A 25,401-nucleotide genomic window follows, 5' to 3' on the forward strand; every position below is an offset into this window, starting at 1 on the left:
ACGGGACAAGGGAGCGCCTCCACGTGAGCGACAACAGCGGCACCACTTCCTCCAGTGCCTTCGACGATTTCCTACCGGCCAACGACGCCTACGCCGAGTCCTTCTCCCTCTCCGGGCTCGAACCCGTCGCCGCGCGCGGCCTGGGCCTGGTGACCTGCATGGATTCCAGGATCGAGCCTTTGGACATGCTCGGTCTCAAGCCCGGTGACGCCAAGATCCTGCGCAACGCCGGCGCGCGCGTGACCGACGACACCCTGCGCACCCTGGTGCTGGCGGTGTACCTGCTCGGTGTGGACCGGGTGCTGATCATGCCGCACACCCGGTGCAAGATGGCCTCCGTGGAGAGCGACGACACCGTTCACGACCTCATCGAGGAGCAGTACGGAGTGGACACGCGCAGCCTGGAGTTCCACACCGACAACGACCAGCTGGGCGCCCTGCGGCACGACCTGGAGCGCATCCGCCACCACCCGCTGCTGCCCGAGGGCCTGCCGGTCGCGGGCGCGCTGTACGACGTGGACACCGGCCGGATCACCATGACGGACCTGTGACCGCTCCCGAGCGGAGGCGGTGACCGGGGTCGACCACGTGTGCGCCGCACGTGCGCGGGGATCTCTTCTGTGGGACCGGAGGGCGCGGGAGGGCCCGGCGGGCTCCTGCCCGCGCCTTCGCCCCACACGCCCCACCAGGGAATGCGACCGGTACGCCGGCCGTTGTGATCCGGGACGGCCCCGCGCCGTCGGAAGGAGCACCGTGGAAGAGAACACCTACGACACCTTCAACCGCGCCCGCATGTTCATGGAACTGGGCGACCCCATCTACGCCGCCCGCACCCTCGAACCGATCGTCGACGACGAACCGGACAGCCGTTCCCTGCTGGAGCTGCTGGGCCGCGCCTACTTCCACTCCGCGCAGCTCAACAAGGCCGAGCGGACCTTCCGCAGGATCATCGAGCTGGACCCGGTGGACAACTGGGCGCACATCGCCCTGGCGCGCACGCTGGAGCGCCAGAGCCGCCACGAGGAGGCGGCCACCTACCGGCGCATGCACGCGGTGATGTCCGGGGGCTCCCTGGACTGATCGGCCCCCGGTCCACCTCACCCGCGTGCGCACCGGGGCCGGGAGACCCCTCGCCCCGGAGCGCCCCCGCGGCCGGGTCGGCCGCGGTTCCCCACCCGAGCAGGAGCGGGGCCGGGCCCCTCGGGGCCCGGCCCCTCCCGTGTGCGGACTACGCTGCTGGGCATGGCATCCTCACCGACAGGTCCGCGGCCGGGCGACGACACCCCGTGGGTGGACCGCTGCGACGACAGCGCCCGCTCCTGGGCGGACGAGGCGGTACGCAGGGTCGTCGCCGACGCCAACCGCTCGGCCGACACCCACCTGCACGTGTTCCCGCTCCCCCCGGAGTGGGGCATCGACCTGTACCTCAAGGACGAGTCCGTGCACCCCACGGGCAGCCTCAAGCACCGGCTGGCGCGCTCGCTGTTCCTGTACGGGCTGGCCAACGGGTGGATCCGGGAGGGCACCACCATCGTGGAGGCCAGCTCGGGGTCCACCGCGGTGTCGGAGGCCTACTTCGCCCAGCTGGTCGGCCTGGACTTCATCACGGTCATCCCGCGCAGGACCAGCCCGGAGAAGATCGCCCTGATCGAGCGCTACGGCGGCAGGTGCCACTTCGTGGACGCCCCGCCCGCGATGTACGCCGAGGCCGAGCGGCTGGCCGCCGAGACCGGCGGGCACTACATGGACCAGTTCACCTACGCCGAGCGGGCCACGGACTGGCGCGGCAACAACAACATCGCCGAGTCGATCTTCGAGCAGCTGGCCATGGAGCGCCACCCGTGCCCGGAGTGGATCGTGGTGGGCGCGGGCACCGGCGGCACCTCCGCCACCATCGGCCGCTACCTGCGCTACCGGCGCCTGGGCACCCGGCTGGCGGTGGTGGACCCGGAGAACTCGGCGTTCTTCCCCGGCTGGGTCACCGGCGCGTCCGACTACGCCACCGGGATGCCCTCCCGGATCGAGGGGATCGGCCGCCCCCGCATGGAGCCGAGCTTCGTGCCGTCGGTGATCGACCTGATGATGCCGGTGCCCGACGCCGCGAGCATCGCCGCGATGCGCCACCTGCACGACCGCACCGGGCTCTCCGCCGGAGGCTCCACGGGCACCAACCTGTGGGGGGTGTGGCACCTGGTGGCCAGGATGCTCCGGGAAGGGCGCAGGGGCAGCGTGGTCACCCTGATCTGCGACGGCGGCGAACGCTACCAGCACAGCTACTACAACGACGCCTGGGTGGCGGAGCGGGGCCTGGATCCGGCGCCCTACCGCGCGACCATCGACCGGTTCCTCGCGGAGGGGGTCTGGGAGCCTCCCCAGACCCCCTGAGAAACCGGTCAGGTGTCGATGCGGGCCACGTCCAGCTCCTGGGCGCCCTGCTGGATGAAGCGGCGGCGCGGGGCGACCTCGTTGCCCATCAGCAGGTTGAACACGGACGAGGCCTCCTCGGCCTGCTCCACACGGATCCGGCGCAGGGTGCGGTAACGCGGGTCCATGGTGGTCTCGGCCAGCTGGTCGGCGTCCATCTCACCCAGGCCCTTGTAGCGCTGCACCGGCTCCTTCCAGGAGATCTTGCGCTTCTCCAGGTCCAGCAGCGTGCGCGAGAGCTCGGCGTCGGAGTAGGTGTAGACGTAGCGGTCCTCGGGCTTGCTGCCGCGCTTGCGCCGGGTGTTGGTCAGCTCGATGCGGTGCAGCGGCGGCACGGCCGCGTACACCCGTCCGGCCTCCAGCATCGGCCGCATGTAGCGGTAGATGAGCGTGAGCAGCAGGCAGCGGATGTGCGCGCCGTCCACGTCGGCGTCGGCCATGAGGATGATCCGGCCGTAGCGGGCCGCGTCGATGTCGAAGGTGCGCCCCGAACCGGCGCCGACCACCTGGAGGATGGCCGCGCACTCGGCGTTCTTGAGCATGTCGGCGACCGAGGACTTCTGCACGTTGAGGATCTTGCCCCGGATCGGCAGCAGCGCCTGGAACTCCGAGTCGCGGGCCAGCTTGGCGGTGCCCAGCGCCGAGTCCCCCTCGACGATGAACAGCTCGCTGTGCTCCAGGCCCTCGCTGCGGCAGTCCACCAGCTTGGCGGGCAGCGCCGAGTTCTCCAGGGCGGTCTTGCGCCGCTGGGTCTCGCGCTGCTGGCGCGCGGCCAGGCGGGCCTTGGCGGCGCCGACCACCTTCTCCAGGACGCTGCGCGCCCTGGCCTTCTCCACCTTCTTGGTGGAGGTCAGGAACTCGCGCAGCTCCTTGCCGACCACCTGGGAGACGATCCTGGTCGCCGCGGAGGTGCCGAGGATCTCCTTGGTCTGGCCCTCGAACTGGGGCTCGGGCAGGCGGACGGTGACGACCGCGGTGAGCCCCTCCTGGGTGTCGTCCTTGGTGACGGGGTCGTCGCTGTTCCTCAGCAGCTTGGTGGTGCGCAGCTGCTCGTTGATCACCCGCACCAGGGCCCGTTCGAAGCCGTTGATGTGGGTGCCGCCCTTGGGGGTGGCGATGACGTTGACGAAGGAGCGCACGGTGGTGTCGTAGCCCGTCCCCCAGCGCAGGGCGACGTCCACGTCCAGGCGGCGCTCGACGTCGGCGGGCACCATGTGCCCCGCGTCGTCCAGGACCGGGACGGTCTCGGTGAAGTTGCCGCTGCCCTGGATGCGCAGCACGTCGCTGACCGGCTCGTCGGGGGCCAGGAAGGTGCAGAACTCGCCGATGCCGCCGTCGAAGCGGAACTCCTCCTCGTGGGCGGGCTCCCCCTCCACGCGCTCGTCGCGCACGGAGAGGGTCAGGCCCGGCACCAGGAACGCGGTCTGGCGGGCCCGGTCCAGCAGCGCCTCGCGGGCGATGTCGGCGTCCTTGAGGAAGATCTGCATGTCCGGCCAGAACCGGATGCGGGTGCCGGTGATCTTCTGGGCCACCTTGCGGACCTGCTCCAGGCCCGAGACCGGCGTGAACTCGGCGTCGGGGCCGGAACCGGCGAAGCGGCCGGGGATGCCCCGGCGGAAGCTGATCGCGTGGGTGCGGCCCTGGCGGTCGACCTCGACGTCCACGCGGGACGACAGGGCGTTGACCACCGAGGCGCCGACGCCGTGCAGGCCGCCGGAGGCGGTGTAGGAGCCGGAGCCGAACTTGCCGCCCGCGTGGAGCTTGGTCATGACCAGTTCCACACCGGACAGGCCGGACTTGGGCTCGGCGTCCACGGGGATTCCGCGTCCGTCGTCGCTCACCGACACCGACCCGTCGGAGTGCAGTGTGACGTCGATCCGGGTGCAGAAGCCGCCCAGGGCCTCGTCCACGGAGTTGTCGATGATCTCCCACATGCAGTGGGTGAGGCCGCGGCTGTCGGTGGACCCGATGTACATGCCCGGCCGTTTGCGCACCGCCTCAAGACCTTCGAGGACCGACAGGTGTCGGGCGGAGTAATCCTCGGGGTCGTGGACGACTGCGGTCAAGGCGGTCACTCGGACATCTCCTGCGTCTTCAGGGCCATCAGGGCGCTGTGCGGTGCGTGCCCTTTGTACCGCGCCGCACTGACGAATAGGGGGGCGGCGTGCCGGTCGCTTGCTACCACCGGGACTCGGCGGGAGGACGGGGGCCTGCCCCGCGCGAGACTACCACCTCCGGTGGATGCGACCTGGATGCTCCCCATTTCCTGGGATGCCGGGCCATGAGGCGGGTACAACAAGGACATGAGACGACATCCAGGCATCAACCAGGCAGATTCCGCTGTCGGCGTACACGGGACCAGGTTGGGAACGTCCTGGTCGGGTTAAATGTTGTCAGAGGTGACTAACGCCGAGTATTGAGGATGGCGAAGTGACTGGAACCCTTGCCCCCACCCAGCCGCTGACGGCTGCTGACCGTTGCGACCGCTGTGGTGCGCAGGCTTACGTCCGGGTGCTGCTGAACTCCGGCGGCGAGCTGCTGTTCTGCGCCCACCACATGCGCAAGCACGACGACTCTCTCCGCAAGATCGCCTCGGACATCCAGGACGAGACCGACAAGCTCACCGAGAGCAAGACGGACGAGCGTTAGCCACAGAGCACAACAGAACAGGCCTGAACACCGGCGGCGGCTCCCCTCAGGAGCCGCCGCCTTCGTGCGCGCCCTCCAGTACACGGCTGTGGTACCGCGACACCTCGGTGAACCCCGCGCGCCCGTACAGCCGCAGCGCCGGGGCGTTGTCGGCGACCACACACAGGTAGGCCCGCCGCGCGCCGCGGTCGTACCCCCAGCGCAGCAGGTCGGCCAACAGCCCGGCGGCCACGCCGCGTCCGCGCGCCGCGGGGTCGGTGAACATGGCGCAGAGCGCCACCGACTCCCCGTCCAGCACCGCCGCCCCCCGGCCCAGGCCCCGCTCGGCCGTTGCGTAGGCGGCGTCGACCCGGCCGAGGATGCGTGCGGCCCCGGCGGCCGACCACCCGGGCCCGGGCGAGGCCGCCACCGAGGACGTGCCCGGGGCGTCGGGGCGCGCGCCGAGGTCGCGGGCCAGGACCAGTGAGGGCTCCACCACCGCGTAGCCGTGCTCCGCCAGCCGCCGGTCGACCTCCTCCTCGCCCGGCCACACCTGCACGCAGGGCCTCAGGCCGCGCCCGGTGTAGTAGGCGGTGACCTCGGCGACGCGCGCGTCCGGATCCAGCACGAGCGCGCAGTTGGCCCGCTTGGTGATCCCCTCGGCGAAGCCGAACCGCCAGCCGCCGTGCTCCTCCACCTCGAACGGCGGCCAGTCCCGCGTCACCCGCCGAGCCCACTCGTGCACGCCCGCTCCCCTCTCCCGGAGCCGACGATGCTATCCGGCGGGCCCGCGGCGACCGCGGCCGCGTCCCCGGTAGGGGTGCCCGGGGGGTGCGAACCCCCGGCGGACCGTCGTGGCAGCGTTCCTGACACGGCACCCTCGCGGTGGCGAGGATGACCGCATGCGCTCCACTCCCCGAAAAAGCCCTTTCACGTCCGCGTCCCTGAGAACGGCCCTGCTCCGCGACCTGCCCGGACGGGCCGAGGCCCCCGTGCCCGGCCCCTTCCCCGGCCGCTGGCCGACCGCCGTCTCGCTGGCGGCGGCTCCGCCGCTGCTCCTGGCCGGGGAGCTGCTCAAGGCGCCGCACCACTTCTTCTTCCCGGACCAGATCGCGGCCTACGCCGACGATCCCGTCCAGATGGCCTGGGGGTACGGGCTCTGGTTCGCCGGGCTGCTGTTCCTGGTGCCCGCCTTCGCCGGGCTGGCCACCGCGATCGCCAGGACCCGGCCCGTGCTGGGTGCCGTCACGGGGATCGTGTGCCTGTTCGGGCTGATGGTGGGCGCCTTCTTCGAGGGCGCCAACTTCGTCGCCCTCCAGCTCACCGACGCCCACTCCCCGGAGCTGGCCACCGCGTTCGTCGAGTTCCTCTATCCCCGGGTGCACGTGGTGTACGCGCTGGTGTGGGCCCCCAACCTGGGCTGGGTGCTCCTGGCCGCGGGACTGCTCGCGACCCGCTCCGTGGGCGCGGTCCGGTTCCTGTGCGTCCTCTCGATGGCGCTGCACGCCAACGGCATCCTCAAGGGATTCGTCCCCGTGGGCGCCGTGATGGACGCCCTGCTGTGCGTCGCCTTCGTCACCCTCGCCGTCCAGGTCCTCCGACACCGGGAACGGGCTCCGCACACGCCCTAGCATGGGCGGGTACCCGACCACCGCCTCCACCCGGGAAGTTCCACCATGCTCATCCTGCTGCCGCCGTCCGAGGGCAAGGCCTCCTCCGGCGAGGGCCCCCGCCTGGACCCGGGGACGCTGACCCTTCCGGAGCTGACCGGGGCCCGCGAGCGGGTCATGGCGGCGCTGGCGGACCTGTGCTCGGGGCCCGAGGAGACCGCGCTGGAGACCCTGGGGATCAGCGCCAGGCAGGCCGACGCGCTCAAGCGCAACCTGGACCTGGCCACCGCGCCCACCCTGCGCGCGGCCGACCTGTACACGGGCGTGCTCTACGACCGGCTCGGCCTCCCCGACATCCCCGACGCCCGGGTCCTGATCTTCTCCGGGCTGTGGGGAGTGGTCGGGCCCGCCGACCGGCTGCCCCCGTACCGCCTGTCCATGGGCGTGAAGCTGCCGCCCCTGGGCGGTCTGGGCTCCTACTGGCGCCGCGAGGCGGCCGCGCCCCTGGACGAGTTCACCGGGGGACAGCTCCTGGTCGACTGCCGCTCGTCCGCCTACGCCGCCGCCTACGCTCCGGGGACCGGCGTGGCCGTCAGGGTGCTGCGCGAGCGCGTGGTGGACGGGGTCGCCAGGCGCACGGTGGTCAGCCACATGGCCAAGGCCACCCGGGGCGACATCGCCCGCTCCCTGCTTCTGGAGGGCGTGGACGCCGCCACCCCCGAGGAGCTGGTGTCGGCCCTGCGCGACCTCGGGCACACCGTGGAACTGCCCGAACGGCACGTCCTGAACGTCGTCGTCCGCGACTGAGGGACGGCACCGGGAAAGGGGCGCGGGCCGCGCGGACGGGGCCGCGCCCGTGCGCCCGGAGAGGGCCTGCGGACACACGGAGAACGGGGAGCGACCGTAGGCCACTCCCCGTCACATAACGACTCGATATCGCGACTTTATGCCGCACCTACAGTACGTGCGGCACCATGGACACCGTCGGATCGGATGACACAGCGCCTCGGACGACACGGTGCCCCGTATGACACAGTGCCCGGGAGAACCAAGGACGCTCCCGAGCGCGACGGGCACCTCGGAGCACCAACGGGGGCTGCTCCGGCACACGCGGACGTCGCCACAGCCGCGCGGACCTGGGGGTGCCGGTCCCGGGTCGGCGCTCCCCGCCTTCGGGCGGGGGCGCGGATCCGGGACCGGTCCGGTTCTCTTCAGCCGCCGGTCAGCGCTCCACCGCCGCCGACCGGCCGACCACCTGGGTGAACCTAGTCCAGGTAGTCGCGGAGCACCTGCGAACGCGACGGGTGGCGGAGCTTCGACATCGTCTTGCTCTCGATCTGCCGGATGCGCTCACGGGTGACCCCGTAGACCTTGCCGATCTCGTCTAAAGTCTTCGGCTGGCCGTCGGTGAGACCGAAGCGCATGGACACCACGCCCGCCTCGCGCTCGGACAGCGTGTCCAGCACCGAGTGCAGCTGCTCCTGGAGCAGGGTGAAGCTGACCGCCTCGCCCGGCTGGATCGCCTCGGAGTCCTCGATGAGGTCGCCGAACTCGCTGTCGCCGTCCTCGCCCAGCGGGGTGTGCAGGGAGATCGGCTCGCGGCCGTACTTCTGCACCTCGACGACCTTCTCCGGGGTCATGTCGAGTTCCCTGGCCAGCTCCTCCGGGGTGGGCTCGCGGCCCAGGTCCTGGAGCATCTGGCGCTGGACGCGGGCCAGCTTGTTGATGACCTCGACCATGTGCACCGGGATGCGGATGGTGCGCGCCTGGTCGGCCATGGCCCGGGTGATCGCCTGGCGGATCCACCACGTGGCGTAGGTCGAGAACTTGAAGCCCTTGGTGTAGTCGAACTTCTCCACCGCGCGGATCAGACCGAGGTTGCCCTCCTGGATCAGGTCCAGGAAGAGCATGCCGCGGCCGGTGTAGCGCTTGGCGAGCGAGACCACGAGCCGGAGGTTGGCCTCCAGCAGGTGCTTCTTGGCGCGGCCGCCGTCCTCGGCGATCCACTCCAGCTCGTCGCGCAGCTCGACGGTGAGGAGCTCGGCCTCCTCGGCCAGCTTCTCCTCGGCGAACAGGCCGGCCTCGATCCGCTTGGCGAGTTCGACCTCCTGCTCGGCGTTGAGCAGCGGGACCTTGCCGATCTGCTTGAGGTAGTCCTTGACCGGGTCCGCCGTCGCGCCCGCGGCCACGACCTGCGCCGCGGGGGCGTCGTCATCGTCGTCGTAGAGGACGAAGGACTCGTCCTCGTTGGCGGGCTTGGCCGGGGCGCCCACGGCCTCGGGCTTGGCGGGCTTGAGGTCCTTGTCCGCCGGGTCCGGGGTGTCCTCGACCAGCTCCAGCTCGGCGCCGGTGTGCTCGAGGTCGTCCAGGCCGTCCTCGTCCTCGTCGAACTCGCCGTCCGCCGCGAGTCCGAGTTCCTTGGTCGCCGTCTTCTTGGCGGCGGCGGCCTTGAGGCCGGTGGTCTTGGCGGTCGGGCCCTTGGCCGCGGTGGTCTTGGCCGCCTTGGTCGCGGGCTTCTTGGTCGCCGTCTTCTTGGCGGGCTTCTTGGCCGCGGGCTTCTTCTCCTTCTCCGCCCCGGCCTCGTTCCCGGCGTCCTCGGCGGAACCGACCACGGCGGTGACCGTCTCGGTCTGTTCCTGGGCCGCCGCCGCGCGCACGGGCTTGGCGGCCCTGCTCGTCGCGGTGGTCTTGGTGGACCTGGTCGAGGTGGACCGCGTGGCCGCCGTCTTGGTGGTCGCCGCCTTGCGCCGCGGCGCCTTGCGCCGGGAGGAGGCCGACTCGGGAACGAGTACGGTCACGCCCTCCTTCGCGAGGCTGCGGAGCACGGACTGCGCCTGCGACATCGGGATTTCGGCCTCTTCGAAGGCACGGCGCACGTCCTCGGGCTCAAGGAAGCCCTGGGACCGCCCACGCTCGATCAGCTGCTGAATGACGGGCTCTTGCAGTGACTCGGACTGCTTCGAGCGAGTCGAACTGGCAGATGACACAAACACCTCTCGAACGGACGTGTGGCGAGATTGTCGGACCCGGTGGTCCGCCTGGCCGGGACCGGGCACTGCACCCTCTCCCACCTGCGGCCTGGGATCGTCCCCACTGGAACGGGGAAGCCGTTGGTCTTTCAAGCGTATGCGCTCTCCAGGTTCGTCCCCGTCCAGCGTATGCGCTCCCGGAGGTCACCCCCGCAGAGGATCACTCCCGCATCGCGGGGCGGAACGGCTTCTTCACTGTAGGCAAGGCAATGGACTTGTTCGTACGGTCTGTCGTCGGTCTGGCGCCGGTTCACCGGCACGGCGCGGACCGGTGCGCACCGGTCCGCCGCAGACCGGTGTCCACCGGTTCGCCTCGAACCGGCACTACCGCTCCGGCACGGAGTCGATCACCGGAAGCTGGACGGCGAGCAGCGTGACGTCGTCGTCCTGCTCATACCCATCGAGCATGCTCTCAACAAGGTACTCCAGCATCTGCTGTGGATCGCCCACCACCTCCGGAGGGGCCGAGGACGCCACGTGGACGAGCTCGTCGAGTCCGGAGTAGACGGACCGTTTGCGGTTCTCAACCAGTCCATCGGAGTACAGGGCGACGGTGTTACCGGGTTGGACGAAGAATTTGTGGTGACCCCGCGGGGAGCTGACCCCGAGCGGCGTGTCGGGTTCGGTGTCGAGCAGCGACGGCCGCGCGCCGCCCGCCACGACCAGCGGCGGGAGGTGTCCCGCGTTGCTGAGGTCGAGCTGTCCGGTGACGGGGTCGAGCACGAAGTAGACCAGTGTGGTGACCTGGTCCATACCCTCCGTGGCCGAGAACATGCGGTCCAGGCCGGCCAGGACGTCGGCGGGCTCGGGCATGGAGAAGGCCAGGGCGCGCAGCGCGTTGCGGATGCGGCTCATCCCTGCCGCGGCCGGGATGCCCTTGCCCATGACGTCGCCGAGCACCCCGGCGACGCGGCCGTCGGGCAGCGGGAAGGCGTCGTACCAGTCGCCGCCGACCTGCACGTTCTGCGACCCGGACCGGTAGTAGGCGGCCAGGCGCACGCCGCGCACCTCGGGCAGTTCCTCGGGCAGCAGGCTGCGCTGGAGCTCCTCGGCGGTGTTGTGCTCCTGCTCGTAGAGGGTGGCGCGGCCGATGGCCAGCGCGCACTGTCCGGCCAGGGCCTCCAGGAACACGCGTTCGTCGTCGGAGACCTCGCGCGGGGTGGAGAAGGCGAAGCGCAGCGCGCCGATGGGGCGCCCCGCGGTCATCATCGGCAGCGCGATCCAGGCCCGCTCGGGCGTGGACCCGACGAGTTCGTCCACCTCGGGCGCGCCGTCGAACAGCGCGCCCAGCTCGGCCGGGTTGGCGGCCAGGCGGGGCAGCCGGTCGGCCACCGCCAGGGCGGCGATGTCGGGGTGGTCCGTGGGGAAGGTGGAGCGGGGCAGCTGGTGGGCGTGCGCGGCGGCGATGGTGCGCAGCCGCAGGCGGTCGCGGTCCAGCAGGACGACGCAGGTGTGGTCGGCGCCCACCCCGGAGCGGCCGATCTCGGACATGGCGTTGACGACCTCGTCGGCGGTGAGCGCCTCGGCCAGGTCGGAGGTGGCCTTCTGGAGGCGGGCGGTGCGCATGGCCGCCTCGCTGAGCTGCTGGTTGAGGCGCTGGCGGAGTTCGTCGGCCTCGCGCTCGTTGGTGATGTCGGCGAGGGTGCCGACCCACTCGGCGGTCCGTGTCCCCTCCATGACCGGGTGGGCCCTGGCCCGGTAGTGGCCGTAGCCGCCCGAGCGGGTCCGCACGCGGAACATGGCGTCGAAGGGGGTGACGTCGAGGACGGAGTCCTCCCAGGCGCGCTCGACGCGGGGACGGTCCTCGGGGTGGAGGGCGTCGAGCCAGCCCCGGCCCAGGTAGTGCTCCAGCTCCTGACCGGTGACGGCCCGCCACTGGGGGCAGTCCTCGCGGATCTCGCCGCCGGGTCCGGCGGCCCAGACGATCTGGTTGCCCGCCTGGAACAGGGCGCGCAGCCGCTGCTCGTCGCGGCGCAGCGCGGCGCCGTCGACGGGTTCGGCGCCCTCACCGGCGGGGACCGCGATGAGGGCGACGTACTCGTCGTCCGTGTCCGGTTCGGTGACGGGGAACCAGGTCAGGTCCCACAGCTGTCCGGCGGGGGCGCGGTGGCGTCCGCGGACGGCCTGTCCGCTCTCGCGCGCCCGGGCCAGGCAGGCCCGGTGGTCGGCGGCCGCGTCGCGGTCGCCGTTCTCCTCCAGCAGGTCTGCGGGGTCGCGGCCCAGGCACTCGGCGGGGGCGCGCCCCAGGACGTCGGCGGCCAGGCGCTGGTTGATCGTGCCGAGGAGGTCGTCGGGGCCGAGCAGCGCGAATCCGATCGGGGAGTCGGTGAGGAGGGATCTGACCGCGTCGGGGAGTTCCGCCCTGCTGACCCGGGGTGGCGGAATGGACGTCTCGGCGCTCAACTGCTCGACACCTCCGGAACCGTCGATTCCCCAGCCGTGTTTCGTTGGGGGGTGCTGCCTGGACCGCGCGGCCCCTGTCGACCGGCCGCCCATGGCGTGAAAGCCGGAAGTCGCGCGGCGCCGAAGGTGATCGGGGGGCTCCGCGGCTCCCGGGAGTCACGCTCGATGACTCCTCTCGGCCGCTGTCACGGCTCAAGCATAAGACACAGCCGTCCACACGCAACGGCCGTCGTGGAGGGAGGCCGTCCGCGGACGTGGAAGGTAAACAATAGGCCACCCGCCGGTCGCGTCACAGCGGACGGGGACTTTCCGCGACGTGTTTTCCGCCAATTCCGGGCGATGGGCGTTCGCGGGATGTTTGCGTTCTCCACTCGGGACCAGGGGCGTTATACGCCCGAAACACCCTTTTCGCCTTGTTGATCTGCGATGACGGTGGTGTTCGAGTAAACGATGCTTCCCGGAGGTTTTATCAACAGCGTGCCGGGAGAGGGGTTGACACTCCGTCCAGAACAAGTGAAATGGGTGGAGGTCACCGTCCAGGCCATCTCCAGCTAGGGGTGTGAGCGAGAATGCTCCAGACCTTCCCGGTCCAGGATCTCAGTCGGATCTCGGCACGGCTCCACGACGAGTTCAGTGCCCTGTCCCACCGATGTGTCGAACGCTGCGTCAGCGACACCTGGAACTGCGTCGAACACCTGGGCATCACGGTCACGCCGCACCTGGTCGAGCGGGTCGCCCGCGAGCACCTGGAGGCGATGGTGAACTCCGTGCCGCCCTCCCCGCCGGCCAGGAAGCCGGCGCGCAGATCGGCCGCGGGCCTGTTCGGCGGCCACCGGGGCATACCGCAACCGCGTTGAACCCGGCGGTCGCCTCCAGGGGCGCGGCCTCCCCCGACGGGAGCCGCGCCCCGGCCGCGCCCGGCGCCGCCGTCGGTGGGCGGGAACGGAGGAGCGCACACCCGGGCTGGCATACGCTCGGATGGTGCCCTCCCCGATGCCTCCGTCCCCAGGTTCCGAACCGGTTCCCCGCGCCGTCTTCGACGAGATGCTGCGCGCCGCCAGAGCGCTGCTGGCCATGCGCCACCCCCTCGACGCCGAGCTGGCCTTCAGCGAGCTGCTCGGCACGTGGTGGGGGGAGCGGGTCCCCGGCGTGGACGTGGAGAGGCTGCTCGGCGAGGGCCTGGTGGCGCACGCCACCGCCTCCGGCAAGCCCGCGGGGCTGGGCGTGCTCGCGGCGGTCACCGCCCTGGGCACCTCGTCCGAGCAGCGGAGCCTGGCCGAACAGGGGATGATCGCGCTCCGCGAGCGCGGCCTCCAGGTACCGGCGTGGGCCTCCCAGCTCGGCGAGGTCACGCCGGTGGCCGTCTACGTCAGCACCGACCAGTTCGGTGACACCGAGGACTTCGTGTGCGTGTTCAGCCGCGACGGCGACCACCCCGGCCACCCGGGCTCGCTGCCGCCCGAGCACGCGCTGATCCTGGTCCTGGACCACAACGGCGGCGGCGTGCTGCGCGACGCCTGGGTGACCACCAAGGTCGAGCAGCTGCTGGAGAGCTGCCGGGCCAGGGCCGAGACGGACGAGTTCGCGCGGTTCGCCCAGGTGGAGCTGACCGAGGCGCGCGCCCTGCTGTCACGGGCACTGGAGCGCACGGAGCAGGTGGTGGCGGGCGCGTCGGCCGACCGGGCCTCGGGGGCGCTCGTGGAGCCGGTGGGGCTGAAGGTCTCCGACCTGACCGGGGGGTCGCTGGCCGCGCACTTCGCGCTGGCCAACGCGCGGGTGCGGTCCCTGCCCACCCCTCCCGAGGGAGTGGACCCCTTCCCCGCCCCGGTGTGGCGGCGCGACCGGCGCGCGGTGCTGGCCGCCCGCTTCCTGGCCTCGGACGAGGCCGCCGAGCTCTCCGACTCCTACGCGGCGAGCCGCTGCGCCGACCACATCATCACGCACGGCTGCGACGTGGACGGCGGTCGGCCGATGCGCGTCAGCCCGCGCAAGGTGGAGTCCTTCCTGCTGCACTGGCTGCCCGGCCGGGTGGTGCTGCTGCCCGAGGAGCAGGAGGCCATGCCGCACGTGCTGGCCGCGTGGGTGCGCTGGGCGGGCCGACGCGGCGGGCTGCCGCAGGTGGCGGTGGGCGCGACGCTGGACGCGGTGTGGGAGTCCACCGCGGAGTTCACCCGTACCTACCGCGATCCGGCGCGCCCGCTGGGGCTGCGCCAGGAGGCGGTGCGGCGGCTGATGCCCGACGGCGACTTCTCGTCGCTGGCGCGGCGGATGTTCGCGTTCCCGCTGCTGGCCAGCGAGCTGGTGACGTGGGCGCCGGAGGAGTTCGACCCGGACACGGCCCGGGGCCGAAGAGCGCTGCTGCGCCTGGACCACTACGGCGAGTACGAGGCGGCCACCCCGCACAGCGGCCGCCACTCCAGCGGGCAGGACCGGTGGTACCGGCCGGTGACCGGCGACGATCCCGAGCGGGAGCGGGAGCTGGACCGGCACGAGCGCCTGGCCCGGCGGCTGTGGCACGGCAGGCCCGCGAACCTGTGGGCGGCGGCGCGCCGGATGCTGGACCGGGGTGTGGACCGGCCCGGCGTGCTGGCCGCGCTGGGCGAGGTGCTGGACGCCGCCTCGGGCGAGAGCGACCTGCGCCGCCGACTGGACGCGCTGTAGGCGGCGCCCGCCCCGGCGCCGCGCCCCCGCCGCACGGCGCCTACTCCAGCATGCGCTCGCGCAGCTGCTCGACGGTGGCGTCGGAGAGCTTGAGGCCCTCGGTGACGTAGGCGTCGAAGGAGCCGTGGACCTCGTCCACGTGGGCGAAGGCGGTCTCCAGGTACTCGGCGCGCACCCGCGTCATGGGCACGACCTCCTCCCACTCCAGGGCGCTGTGCCGGGCGAGCCTGCGCATCCACTCGTCGGTGTTGGCCTGGCGCTCGTTGCTGGCCAGGTAGTCGGCGACCACGGCCTCGCGGTCCACGCCCAGCAGGCCGAGCAGCAGGGCGGCGCCCCAGCCGGTGCGGTCCTTGCCCGCGCTGCAGTGGAAGACCAGGGCCGCCGGGCCCCGGGCCACCCGCTCGACCAGCTCGCGGTACCCGGCGAGCGCCTCGGCGTCGGTCACGAGCTCGCGGTAGACGCCGTGCATGAAGCGCTCGGCGGCGCCGTCGGCGAACATGAGGCGGGCCTTCTCGGGGTCGGCCAGGGCCAGGGAGAAGTTGGCACCGGACGCCTCGGGGTCCTGCACGGCCACGACCGCGTACTCGGCGCCCTCGGGGACGACGTCGGGGAGGGTCTCGCGCTCGTGCGGGGTGCGCAGGTCGACGAGCTGGCGGATGCCCAGGCCGTTGTAGACGGGCAGCTCGTCCGCGGCGATCGCGTGCAGGGCGTCGGAGCGGTACACGAGCCCGCTGCGGACCGTGCGGCCCGAGGCGGTGCGGTGCCCGCCGAGGTCGCGGAAGTTGGGGGCGCTGGAGAGGAGGAAACCGTCGTTCGTCACCTTGGTGACGATACCCATCCTCCCCGGCGCCCCGTCAGCCGACGTCCGCTCCTCCCCGGCCGGGGTCAGGCGCCCTCGCGCATGGCGGTGATCTGCTCCCCCGCCTCCTTGACGTCCTTGGCGGTGTCCACGCCGCGCCAGAAGCCGTCGATGCGGTAGGCGGCCAGGCGCCCCTCCTCGGCCAGGTCGGGGAAGGTGGAGGACTCGTGGTCGCCCTTGGTGGGCAGCAGCGGGGTGATGCCCGGCTCGAACAGGTACACCCCGGCGTTGATCCACACCGGCAGCAGCGGGCTCTGGGTGAAGCCCTCGATCCGGTCCTGGTCGTCCACGTCCACGATGCCCCAGGTCGTGCGGAACTGGGCCAGGGCCAGGGTGGCCAGGCCGCCCCGCTCCCGGTGGTGGGCGGTCATCTCGTCCAGGGGGAACCAGGTGAGCACGTCGCCGTTGAGCGCGAAGTAGGGGGCCTCCGGGTCGTGCAGGCCGGTGGAGGCGAAGCGCAGGGCCCCGCCGCGGCCGAGCGGCTCGTCCTCGACCAGGAGCGTGACCCGCGGGCCGCCCTCGCGGGCCTCCAGGTGCTCGCGCAGGACCTCGGCCTTGTAGCCGCAGGAGACGACGACGTGTTCGACGCCGTGGCCGGCGAGCCACTCCAGCTGGTAGTCGATGATGGGCCGTCCGGCCACCTCCACCATCGCCTTGGGGCGGGTGTCGGTGTAGGGCCGCAGCCGGGTGGCCTGGCCGCCGGCGAGGATGAGCGCCTGGGTGACGGGGGACGCGGAGGAAGTGGGTGCAGCGGTCATGATCCGGACACTAGCAGCACGCCTGTACGCGCCCCCTCGGGTCTACTGCGTCGCCTCGGCGTAGGCCTTGCGGACGTCGGCGCTGGTCAGCACGGTGAGTTCGGCGGCGGTCGCGGCCTCGCCCAGCTCCTGGGACACGCGCAGGTCGCGGTGGGAGCACGCCTTCTCGAACAGGGAGCGGGCGAAGCGGCCGTTGCCGAGCTCGTCGATCCACCCGGCCTCGCACACGTGCGCGAAGATGCTGCGCAGGTCCTCGCGCGCGGTGTCGTCGAAGGCGTCACCGGTGCGGGCGGCCACGGTCTCGGCGATCTCGGTGAGCTCGTCGGCGGTGTAGGAGGGGAAGCGCACCCGCACGTTGAACCGCGAGGACAGTCCGGCGTTGGAGGCCAGGAAACGCTCCATCTCCGCCGGGTAGCCCGCGAGCACGACCACGAGCCGGGACCGGTCGTCCTCGGCCCGCTTGAGCAGGGTCTGGATGGCCTCGGAGCCGAAGGCGTCGCCGCCGCTGTAGCCGGGGTTGACCAGGGAGTAGGCCTCGTCCACGAACAGCACGCCGCCCAGCGCCCGGTCCACGAGCCGGTTGGTCTTGACCGCCGTGGCGCCCAGGTGCTCGCCGACCAGGTCGGCGCGCTGGGCCTCGACCACGTCGGCGCGGCCGAGCAGTCCCAGCGCCGCGAAGACCCGGCCGAGCACGCGGGCGACGGTGGTCTTGCCGGTACCGGGCGGACCGGAGAACACGAAGTGCCGCATGGGCGCCTGGTTGAGCAGCCCCTGCTCCTCGCGGAGCTTGGCCACCCGCAGCTGGGCCACGATGGAGCGGACCTGCTCCTTGACCGGCTCCAGACCGATCATGGCGTCCAGCTCGGCCAGTGCCTCCCCGATGCCGGGCGCCTCCCCGAAACCGGGCAGGCGCGAGGTCAGCTCCCGGTGGGCGGCCTCCACGTCCGAGGCGCGGACGGTGATGAGGTCCTCGGCCTCGGGCCGGGGCGCGGGCTCGGCGCCGTCCACCCCGGCGGTGACCACGCGCACGTCGCGGGCCTGGGCGGCCTTCTCCACCACAGAGCGGGCGAAGCGGCCGTTGCCGAGCTCGTCGACCACCTCGCGCTGGACCACCTGGTCGAACCTTCGCCGCAGCGCCTGGGCGGCTTCCCCGTCGAGGATGTCGCCGCGCTGGTGGACGAGGGACTCGGCGATGCGGAACAGCTCGTCGGCGGTGTAGCTGGGGAAGCTGATGCGGGTGGCGAAGCGCGAGGCCAGACCGGGGTTGGAGGCCAGGAAGGCGTCCATCTCCTTCTCGTACCCGGCCAGGACGACGACGAGCTGGTCGCGGTCGTCCTCGGCGCGCTTGAGCAGGGTCTGCACGGCCTCGTTGCCGAACCGGTCGGCCTGGCCGTCGCCCTCGTTGACCAGGGAGTAGGCCTCGTCCACGAACAGCACGCCGCCCAGCGCCCGGTCGATGAGCTCGTTGGTCCTGATGGCGGTCGCGCCCAGGTACTCCCCCACGAGGTCGGCCCGCTGGGCCTCGACCACGCGGGAGGTGGGCAGCAGCCCGAAGGAGTGGAAGATGGTGGCCAGGGTGCGGGCGACGCTGGTCTTGCCGGTGCCGGGCGGGCCGGAGAAGACCAGGTGGCGCAGGGGCCGCTCGACGGGGAAGCCCGCGTCGGCGCGCAGGCGGGCCGCCTCGATGGAGGCGGCGATCCCGCGCACCTGCTGTTTGACCGGGTCGAGGCCGACCATGTCCTCCAGTTCGGCCAGGGCCTGGTCGACGGGGACGGGCTCGTCGTCGCTGTCGGCGGAGGAGGCCCCGCGGGAGCCGCTGCCGGTGCGTGCGCGCAGCGGCCGGGTGCGGCCGTCGGCTCCGTCCCGGCCCCCGGGCGCGTTCGCGGGGCCCGCGCCGCCGTTGCGGCGCGAGACGGGCATGGACTTGGCCGTCTCGCGCCGGTTGGCCTCGCTCTCGCGGTGGATCTGGCGCGAGGCCGACAGCCGCCACAGCAGGCAGGCGCCCGCGGCGGCGTAGAGCAGGGCGATCCCCCAGGAGGCGGCGAAGGGCTCGACGACCAGCCCGACCAGGGCCAGGGAGAACCCGGCGATGAGCCCGGCGGTCAGCGAGAGCACGGTGGTGTGCCAGACGGGGAACTCGCGCGCCCGCCCGGCGGCCAGGACCACGAGCGGGGGCAGGGGCAGGACCAGCAGCGTGACGGGTTCGCCGGTGAGGGGGATCTGGAAGAGGGGAACGGCCACCGCGAGCCAGAGCACGCACACCATGACGGTGGCGAAGGCGTCGACGGAGCGCATGAGGGCGGCCAGGACCATGAGCAGGACCAGGGCCGCGGTGACCGCGCCGAAGACGGAGACCCCCGTGACGAACGCGACGACGGCGACCACGGTCAGCAGGACCAGTGCGGACGCGAGCCGTCGGCCGAGGGGGATCCGGTGGTAGAGGGCGCGCATGCGGTCGAGTCCCGAGGCGCGTCCCGGCTCCGCGGCGGCGGTGGAGCGCATCTCACGCGTCATCCATGAACCTTCCTGGGTGGGGGTCCGTGGCGGTCGGCTCTCCTGACCGGCGGGGTTCGGGTCGGGGGCGGGAGGCGTCGGGGGGCCGACGTCCACAGCCACAGCCTTGCCCCAAGTGGGGCGGATGTCCAGTACGGGACCGCGTGTCGTGCCCCCTGGCCGGGGGTCTCCCGGGGGCCGCGGGTCCGGTGCTCACAGCAGGGGGAGCTGCCCGCCGGAAGCGGGGCGGACCCTGCGCAGGTGCTTCCATCGGGGCAGGTCGTCGAGGTAGGACCAGCTCATGCGGTGGTGCGGGGTGGGCCCGGACTCGGCCAGGGCGGCGCGGTGCACGGGCGAGGGGTACCCGGCGGCCCGCTCGAACCCGTAGCCCGGGTGGTCGGCGGCCAGCTCGGCCATGAGGGCGTCGCGGCGGACCTTGGCCAGGATCGCGGCGGCGGCGACGCTGACGCAGGCCAGATCGCCCTTGACGCAGGTGCGCACCCTCCAGGGGCGGCCGATGAAGTCGTGCCTGCCGTCGAGGATGACGGCGTCGGGCCGGGGGGAGAGCGCGTCCAGGGCGCGGCGGGAGGCCCGGTGCAGCGCCTCGGTCATGCCGACCTCGTCGATCTCCTCGGGGGAGGACCAGCCGAAGGCGTGGTCGGCGACCCAGGGGCGCAGCTGGTCGGCGATCTCCCGGCGGCGTTTGGGGGTCAGGCGCTTGGAGTCGGTCAGCCCGGGGGGCGGGGCGCCCTCGCCGGGGACGGCGGCGCAGACCAGGAGCGGCCCGGCCCAGGCGCCGCGGCCCACCTCGTCCACCCCGGCGACCACCCGCGCGCCGGAGGAGCGGAGCTCGTCCTCCAGCTCGTAGGTGGGTGCGGCGGGCGGCGGGGAGGGAGTGGATGTGGTCGGCACGGTGTCCACCTTAGGGCGTGCGGCGCGGACGCCGTGCGGGACCCGGGGTGCGGCAGACCCCGGCCCGCGCGCCCGGGCCCCGATCCGGACGAGGCGGTCCCCCGCGCGCCCTTTCGCGCGACTCGCCGGTCACCACGGCAGGCCAAAGCCCATGACTTTGTGTAGTTTCCGCTTGTCAGGACCGCCGGACGCCCGGGAGGAGCGGACATGCAGCGCGCCAGGCCGTACCCGCGGCCACGGATCTCCCGGGGACGCCTCTACGACGTCGTCGCCGCCCTCGTCCGGGTGGGCGTCGGGTGGATGTTCACCGAGTACGGGCTCGCGCTGCGCGGCCGGGAGGCCGCGGTCGCCGCACACCTGGACGCCGTCGGACTGGGCGTACTGTCCCCGGTGGCCGGGACGCTGCCCGCCCTGCTCGTCGCGCTCTCGATCGCCTTCGCCGTGGGCCTGCTCACATGGCTGACCGGCCCCCTGCTCGCCGTCGCGGCCGTGCTCGGCGCCCTCACGGCGGGATCGCCCGGCCTGGCGCCCCTCTCCTCGTGGGGAACGACGTCGCTGGTCACGGCGGTGTGCGTACTGATGGCCGTGAGCGGCGGACGCTGGTCATGGGACCACCTCGTCCTCTCACCGCGCGTCGGCGTGCGACACCGGAAACACCGCCGTCACCCGTCCGCGACCCGAGGGAAGGACGGCGGCGTTTCCTCGCGTCTCCCCGAACACGCCCCGCCACTGCTCTATCCTGTGGAGCAGGCCGTGCTTCGGCGGCCGTATCGACTGTGACGCGGCCCCCTGCGGCCCCTTCTTCCCGTTCGCTGCGGGTCCGCGTCCCCATGACACGGATTCGGTGGAGGGAACGCCATGTCCGCCGCAGCTTCCGGCCCGACCCCTGACAGGTCCCTGGCCAAGCTGATCGAGATCGCGGAGAAGCCGACGCTCGGCCAGCGACTGATCAGCTGGGCCTCCCGTCCACCCGGGCGGCTCTACATCCCCGCCTGCGGCGTGGTCGGCCTGGTCCTGCTCTTCGAGGACAGCGTCCCCGGCGGGCACCTGCCCACGTTCTTCATCGGCCTGGTGGGCGGTCTGCTGCTCGCCGGGATGGGCGCGCTGCGCCTGGGCATCGCCCTGGCGGTGGCCCGGCCGATGATCCGCTACTACTGGCTGCGCTGGGTGTCCGCACCGGTGATCGCCGCCGCCGCGATCGGCCTGGCCGTGGCCGACGCCCCGCTCCAGAGCCGGATCAGCGCCTCCTCCGACCAGCTGCTCTCGCTGCGCGAGGACACCGACGGCCGCACCTCCATCCCGCTCAACGGCGAACGGGTGGGGCTGTACTCGCTGCGCAGCGTCTCGGCGTACGAGGGTGTCACCCACTACGCGGTGGAGGGTTCGGGGCTGTTCAGCCCCTCGGGTCTGGCGCACAGCACCGAGCCGATCCCCGAGGGCGTCTTCGTCCCCGGGCAGGGCTCCAGGATCTACGAACACGTGTCGGGCGACTGGTACGTCTGGGTCAACCACTAGACCGCGCCCCGCACCCGTGACCCGCCCGCCGCGCCGCCGCGCGGCGGGCGGCCGCGTTCCCACCGCCGGGAACTGACCCTCCCCTTGCCGATCCTTGTCCCCCTCCAACCCTGCTCTCACCCTCGCCGGGTACACAAGGAGACGCCCCCCGGGGGAGAGCCGTCAGGTCCTCCCTCCCCGGCAGCGCCGCCAACCCCGAGGAGAGGCCCCATGCGCGAGTTCGCGCTCACCCTTCACGTGCGCATCCACGACTCGATCACCGCGCTGCGCCGCGCCCACGCGCTCGGCGACGACGACCTGGCCAGCGCGCAGGCGGGCGAGGTCGAGGACCTGGTCGAGATCGCCGCGCGGAACGGGATCGACATCGCCGGGGGCTACTCCTCCCTCTCCCCCGTCGCCTGAGCAACGGACGGGGCGGGGCCCACGCTCTCCCCCCAGGACACGCGGCAGGGGCCCGCGACCGCTACCGGTCGCGGGCCCCTGCCCTGTGCCCGGCCCCTGCCCCGCGGCCGACCCGCGGGGCAGGGGCCGCCGGGTCAGCGGCGCCCCTGCCCGCCGTACCCCTCTCCGCGCTCGAACTGCTCGCGCATCGCGGCGCCCTGCTGGCGCTGGTACTCGTCGGCCAGCTGCTGCTGGCGCTCGGCGGCCGCGGCGACCGCTCCCTGCGCGGAGTCCAGGACCTCCCTGGCCCCGCCCGAGCCGCCCGAGCCGCCCAGCGGCGTCCGCGCGCCCCGGCCGTCCATCACCTGGGGCAGCAGCTGCGCGGTCAGCAGCGTCGACAGCGCCGAACCGTCCCCCGCGCCCGCCTCGGTCTGCACCACCACCGGACGCGGGGCGCGCCCGGCCAGGGTGGCGCCCACGTCCAGGCGGCGACGGGCCAGCTCGTACTCCAGCACCGCCCGGTTGTCCCGGTAGGCCGTGGCCAGGCGCTCCTGCGCCTTCGCCTCGTTCTCGGCGGCCACCAGGTCGGCGCGCCCGCGCGTCTCGATCTCGTAGCGCACCCGCTGCGCCTCGGTCTCCTGCTCCTCCAGCATCTGCGCCACGTCCTTGCGCGCCTTGTTGAGGGAGGCGTTGACCTCGACGATCTTGGCGTCACGGGTCTTCTTGGAGCGCTCGATGTCCATCAGCAGGGTATCGATCCGGCGCTTGCGCGTCAGCTCCCACTCCTGCTCGTAGGCCACCAGCTCCTTGGCCACCCGCTCCCGGGTGGACAGGTGCTGCTGGTACTGGCTGGGCAGCTGCACGTCGGGGATGTTGCAGCCGGTGATGCGCACACCGTACTTCTCCAGCTGCCCGTTGAGCAGGCGGCGCATGTCCTCGACGTTGGAACCGCGCAGGTCGTAGGCGGACTCGGTGTTGACCAGGCGGCTGCGCTGGCGGATGGCGTCCTGCACCGCGCTGGAGAGCACGAGGTCGAAGTTGCTCGCGCCGATGATCGTCACGAACCGGATCGGGTCGGTGATCTGGAACTTGAGGAAGAACTCGATCGACTTCAGCGGCACGTTCTCCCGCGTGGGGCAGGCCAGGACCGGCGCCGTGTAGGGGATCTCCGTGCGGGTGTCCACCACGAAGTCCACCCGCGACCACGGGTGCCACAGGTAGTGGCGGCCCGGCCCGATCGGCTTCACGATCGCGCCGTACTTGGTGAGGATGCCGTGCGTGCCCTCCTCGATCTCGATGATCGAGCTGCGCCACCACCACAGGCCCGCCACGACGATGCTGAGGACGCCGACGATCAGGGTCGGCACGGCCAGCACGACGTAGGCGACCCCGAGGACGAACCCGCCCGCCGAGGCGTTGAGGGCCATCATCAGCGCCGAGCACAGGGCGAACAGGCCGAACCAGACCAGGACGGTCCACCGCAGGCCCCGGTTGTCGCGCGGGATGACCACGGGGACGATCGCGCCCTGGTCCCCGCCGCGCAGCAGACCGGCCAGGTCGCCCCACGAGGCGAGGGACTCCTTGATGCTGGAGCCGCCTCCGGCGTTCACTGACAGGCTCATCTACTGACCTCCCTCGTCGGGGCCGAAGCCCTGGGTGCCGCGCGACCACGGCGGCGGGGGCGGGTCCTCCAGGGACCGGTGGGGGGCGTCCGAGGGCGGCGGCGCGTCGACCGGCGGCCCGGCGGGGTCCTGCTCCCGCGGGGCCTCGTGCCGACCGTGCGGCTCCTGGGACCCCTGGGGTGCCTGAGATGCCTGGGGCGCCTGGGGTGCCTCGGACATGCGCTCGTCGATGGCCTGCTCGGAGACGGACTGGCGGATCTCCTCCACCAGCTCCTCCCCCGGGTCCTCGCCCCGGCCCGGCTCGGCCCTGGGGCCGCCGGCCTCACGCACCAGAGCGCTGATCTCCTGCTCGCGCTCGGCTATGCGGCCCCGGATGTCGCCGAGGCGGGAGCGGAGGGCGTCCATGTCCTCCTGCGAGAACAGGGCGGTGTCGGCCTGGCCGATGATCTCCTGGGCGATGCGCAGGTAGTCGACGCTGGCGGCGTCGCCCGACCCGATCCGCAGGACCTGCGGGAGGCTGTCGGCCACCGCCTCCAGCTTGTCCAGGAGGGTCTCGCGGAAGCGGTAGTTGAGGATCTCGGGGGCGTCGGCGGCGCTCACCGCGCGGATGTCCAGGGCCTGGGCCTGCAACAGGGCCGCGTTGGCGTTGGCCTCGGACTGGGCCTCGACGAAGCGCTGGTGGGCCAGGGAGCGGGCCCGGTTGGTCTCGCGCTCCAGGGCGGTGTCCATCTGCGCCTGGTACTGGGCGATGTCGGCCTGGATCGCGGACAGGGTCTCGTTGAGGGTCGCCAGCTCCTTGTTCAGGTCGCCCTCGTTCTGCTCCTTGCGCAGCTGGAGCTCGTACTCGAAGGTGTAGGCGTCCTTGGCGACGCGGACCATCTCCGGCGCCGCCAGGTCCATCCGGTACTCCTGGTTGGAGGGCTCGGCGTGGGTGATGTTGGCGCTGGTCAGCTCCACGATCCCGCTGAACTGGCGGTTGAGCTGCTCCACCAGGCTCTGGGTGTTGTCACCCACCATGTCGTAGATGGCCGAGGCCTGCTGCTCGTAGATGAGGCTCCGCGTGGTCTCGCTGATCGCGTTGTTGAGCTTCTCCTGGAAGCCGTTGACACCGCCCAGCGTGTAGACGAAGTCGGTGGCGTTGACGATCCTGAACTGCACGAACAGGTCGATGGAGGCCTGCACGCCGCTCTTGGTGGGCGCCGAGCGGATCGGCGCGTTGAAGGGGTACTCGCGGGTGGTGTTGACGATGTAGGAGACGCGCTTCCAGGGGTTGAAGAGCGTGACCCGCCCGGCCTGGAAGACGTTCTCCATCTTGCCGAAGCGGGTGACGATGGCCTCACAGCCCTCCGGCACCATCACCATGCCCTGGCGCCACCACATGAACACGGCCACCGCGATGGTGATCAGCCAGTAGTGGACGCCGAAGACGGGGTTGAGCAGGGGGTTGCCACCGCTGACCGCCTGGGGGACCAGGACGGTGACGGCGCCCAGCACACCGAGGGCCACCAGCGCGATGGCCGGGAGCATCGTCACGAAGGTGCGTCCGCGGGGGATGACCATGGGGCAGATGACGTGGACCGGCCCGCCGTCGCCGCGCTCGTAGTAGCTGCGGTTGATCGCCTCGCCCGCGTTGTTGAGGGAGGTGCTCTTCTGCTCGATGCGGGTGCCGACGGAGTCACCCTGTTCACGGGCGGCGACGAAGTCCCGGGGGTCGAGGCCACCGCCCTCGGTGGCCTGTTGCAGCGCGTCGGACACCGCCTGGCGCGGATCGCCCCCCTGGGCGACGGCACCGGCCGCGCCGCGCACGGTCTGCGCGAACGACATAGGCATGGGCTCCTTGGTCGGAGGTCGGGAACTATCGGCTACGACGTCGCGTACCGCGGTCCGGTTCCAGGTGGGGACCTGTCCCGTGACCCGATCGGCCGTAGCGGACAGCACCAACCCTGTCATGAGACGCGTCCGGAACCCAGGGCTGTAGACCGGAACGTGACGGGGGCGCGCACCCGTGAGACCAGTCCGGGCGGGCCGGATCACACCGCCGCCGGACGGCGGATAACGTCGTCGGCACACGCAGCCACCGGCTCCGGCCGCAGCGAGAGGGGACAC

The 25,401-nt window shown here is 72.3% G+C and carries 21 protein-coding genes; 11 read left to right on the top strand and 10 right to left on the bottom strand.

Annotated elements, in window-relative coordinates:
* The first annotated feature begins 23 nt into the window (after positions 1 to 23).
* The 3 genes from UIS43_RS10160 to UIS43_RS10170 all read left to right on the top strand — a co-directional run bounded on the left by UIS43_RS10160 (position 24) and on the right by UIS43_RS10170 (position 2,385).
* Positions 24 to 551, top strand: coding sequence for a carbonic anhydrase (locus tag UIS43_RS10160; protein WP_013154317.1), 528 nt, complete (start codon positions 24 to 26; stop codon positions 549 to 551).
* Between the two features lie 202 nt (positions 552 to 753).
* Positions 754 to 1,080: a M48 family metallopeptidase gene (locus tag UIS43_RS10165; RefSeq protein WP_013154318.1), complete on the top strand. Its 327-nt coding sequence runs from the start codon at positions 754 to 756 to the stop codon at positions 1,078 to 1,080.
* Between the two features lie 162 nt (positions 1,081 to 1,242).
* Positions 1,243 to 2,385, top strand: a complete 1,143-nt coding sequence (locus tag UIS43_RS10170) for a PLP-dependent cysteine synthase family protein (RefSeq protein WP_013154319.1) — start codon at positions 1,243 to 1,245, stop codon at positions 2,383 to 2,385.
* Positions 2,386 to 2,393: 8 nt separating this feature from the next.
* Here UIS43_RS10170 and UIS43_RS10175 read toward each other — a convergent pair whose 3' ends face one another.
* Positions 2,394 to 4,499: a type IIA DNA topoisomerase subunit B gene (locus tag UIS43_RS10175; RefSeq protein WP_013154320.1), complete on the bottom strand. Its 2,106-nt coding sequence runs from the start codon at positions 4,497 to 4,499 to the stop codon at positions 2,394 to 2,396.
* 355 nt (positions 4,500 to 4,854) lie between these two features.
* Between UIS43_RS10175 and UIS43_RS10180 the strand changes: the two genes are divergently transcribed.
* Positions 4,855 to 5,073, top strand: a complete 219-nt coding sequence (locus UIS43_RS10180) for a hypothetical protein (protein ID WP_013154321.1) — start codon at positions 4,855 to 4,857, stop codon at positions 5,071 to 5,073.
* A gap of 46 nt (positions 5,074 to 5,119) precedes the next feature.
* Here UIS43_RS10180 and UIS43_RS10185 read toward each other — a convergent pair whose 3' ends face one another.
* The gene (locus tag UIS43_RS10185) at positions 5,120 to 5,797 is read right to left on the bottom strand and encodes a GNAT family N-acetyltransferase (protein ID WP_370013026.1); all 678 of its coding nucleotides are present in this window, start codon (positions 5,795 to 5,797) and stop codon (positions 5,120 to 5,122) included.
* 157 nt (positions 5,798 to 5,954) lie between these two features.
* Here UIS43_RS10185 and UIS43_RS10190 point away from each other — a divergent pair, with 157 nt between their 5' ends.
* Both UIS43_RS10190 and yaaA read left to right on the top strand, forming a co-directional pair.
* Positions 5,955 to 6,683: a hypothetical protein gene (locus UIS43_RS10190; RefSeq protein WP_071622512.1), complete on the top strand. Its 729-nt coding sequence runs from the start codon at positions 5,955 to 5,957 to the stop codon at positions 6,681 to 6,683.
* A 45-nt stretch (positions 6,684 to 6,728) separates the two neighbouring features.
* Complete coding sequence (gene yaaA, locus UIS43_RS10195; protein WP_013154324.1) at positions 6,729 to 7,469, top strand: peroxide stress protein YaaA; 741 nt, start codon at positions 6,729 to 6,731, stop codon at positions 7,467 to 7,469.
* A gap of 458 nt (positions 7,470 to 7,927) precedes the next feature.
* Here yaaA and UIS43_RS10200 read toward each other — a convergent pair whose 3' ends face one another.
* Both UIS43_RS10200 and UIS43_RS10205 read right to left on the bottom strand, forming a co-directional pair.
* Entirely contained in the window at positions 7,928 to 9,538 is a 1,611-nt protein-coding gene (locus UIS43_RS10200; protein WP_370013028.1) for an RNA polymerase sigma factor, read from the bottom strand.
* A gap of 477 nt (positions 9,539 to 10,015) precedes the next feature.
* The gene (locus UIS43_RS10205) at positions 10,016 to 12,094 is read right to left on the bottom strand and encodes a SpoIIE family protein phosphatase (protein ID WP_013154326.1); all 2,079 of its coding nucleotides are present in this window, start codon (positions 12,092 to 12,094) and stop codon (positions 10,016 to 10,018) included.
* A gap of 569 nt (positions 12,095 to 12,663) precedes the next feature.
* Between UIS43_RS10205 and UIS43_RS10210 the strand changes: the two genes are divergently transcribed.
* Together UIS43_RS10210 and UIS43_RS10215 are read left to right on the top strand one after the other, a co-directional pair.
* Complete coding sequence (locus UIS43_RS10210; protein WP_013154327.1) at positions 12,664 to 12,951, top strand: hypothetical protein; 288 nt, start codon at positions 12,664 to 12,666, stop codon at positions 12,949 to 12,951.
* A gap of 187 nt (positions 12,952 to 13,138) precedes the next feature.
* On the top strand, positions 13,139 to 14,755 hold the full coding sequence (locus tag UIS43_RS10215) for a hypothetical protein (RefSeq protein ID WP_041553203.1): 1,617 nt from the start codon (positions 13,139 to 13,141) through the stop codon (positions 14,753 to 14,755).
* 40 nt (positions 14,756 to 14,795) lie between these two features.
* Here UIS43_RS10215 and UIS43_RS10220 read toward each other — a convergent pair whose 3' ends face one another.
* The 4 genes from UIS43_RS10220 to UIS43_RS10235 form a co-directional block, all read right to left on the bottom strand.
* Positions 14,796 to 15,593 carry a tyrosine-protein phosphatase gene (locus UIS43_RS10220; RefSeq protein WP_013154329.1) on the bottom strand — a complete coding sequence of 266 codons (798 nt, stop codon included), beginning with the start codon at positions 15,591 to 15,593 and terminating at the stop codon, positions 14,796 to 14,798.
* Positions 15,594 to 15,640: 47 nt separating this feature from the next.
* A complete protein-coding gene (locus UIS43_RS10225; protein ID WP_013154330.1) occupies positions 15,641 to 16,372 on the bottom strand; it encodes a nucleotidyltransferase family protein in 732 nt (243 codons plus the stop codon).
* A 42-nt stretch (positions 16,373 to 16,414) separates the two neighbouring features.
* Positions 16,415 to 18,886 (bottom strand): AAA family ATPase, encoded by a 2,472-nt coding sequence (locus UIS43_RS10230; RefSeq protein WP_358170085.1) that lies wholly within the window; start codon positions 18,884 to 18,886, stop codon positions 16,415 to 16,417.
* Positions 18,887 to 19,078: 192 nt separating this feature from the next.
* A complete protein-coding gene (locus UIS43_RS10235) occupies positions 19,079 to 19,777 on the bottom strand; it encodes a ribonuclease HII (RefSeq protein WP_013154332.1) in 699 nt (232 codons plus the stop codon).
* A 207-nt stretch (positions 19,778 to 19,984) separates the two neighbouring features.
* Here UIS43_RS10235 and UIS43_RS10240 point away from each other — a divergent pair, with 207 nt between their 5' ends.
* From UIS43_RS10240 to UIS43_RS10250, 3 genes are all read left to right on the top strand, one after another.
* On the top strand, positions 19,985 to 20,557 hold the full coding sequence (locus UIS43_RS10240; protein WP_013154333.1) for a DoxX family protein: 573 nt from the start codon (positions 19,985 to 19,987) through the stop codon (positions 20,555 to 20,557).
* A gap of 78 nt (positions 20,558 to 20,635) precedes the next feature.
* Positions 20,636 to 21,292: a hypothetical protein gene (locus tag UIS43_RS10245; RefSeq protein ID WP_013154334.1), complete on the top strand. Its 657-nt coding sequence runs from the start codon at positions 20,636 to 20,638 to the stop codon at positions 21,290 to 21,292.
* A 210-nt stretch (positions 21,293 to 21,502) separates the two neighbouring features.
* Positions 21,503 to 21,694: a hypothetical protein gene (locus UIS43_RS10250; RefSeq protein WP_013154335.1), complete on the top strand. Its 192-nt coding sequence runs from the start codon at positions 21,503 to 21,505 to the stop codon at positions 21,692 to 21,694.
* Positions 21,695 to 21,828: 134 nt separating this feature from the next.
* On the opposite strand, the gene UIS43_RS10255 is transcribed toward UIS43_RS10250, so the two are convergent.
* Both UIS43_RS10255 and UIS43_RS10260 read right to left on the bottom strand, forming a co-directional pair.
* On the bottom strand, positions 21,829 to 23,295 hold the full coding sequence (locus UIS43_RS10255; RefSeq protein ID WP_013154336.1) for an SPFH domain-containing protein: 1,467 nt from the start codon (positions 23,293 to 23,295) through the stop codon (positions 21,829 to 21,831).
* On the bottom strand, positions 23,296 to 25,119 hold the full coding sequence (locus UIS43_RS10260; RefSeq protein WP_013154337.1) for an SPFH domain-containing protein: 1,824 nt from the start codon (positions 25,117 to 25,119) through the stop codon (positions 23,296 to 23,298).
* Positions 25,120 to 25,401 lie beyond the last annotated feature (282 nt).

The sequence above is a fragment of the Nocardiopsis sp. LDBS0036 genome (genome assembly GCF_041228755.1).
GTDB lineage: Bacteria > Actinomycetota > Actinomycetes > Streptosporangiales > Streptosporangiaceae > Nocardiopsis > Nocardiopsis dassonvillei.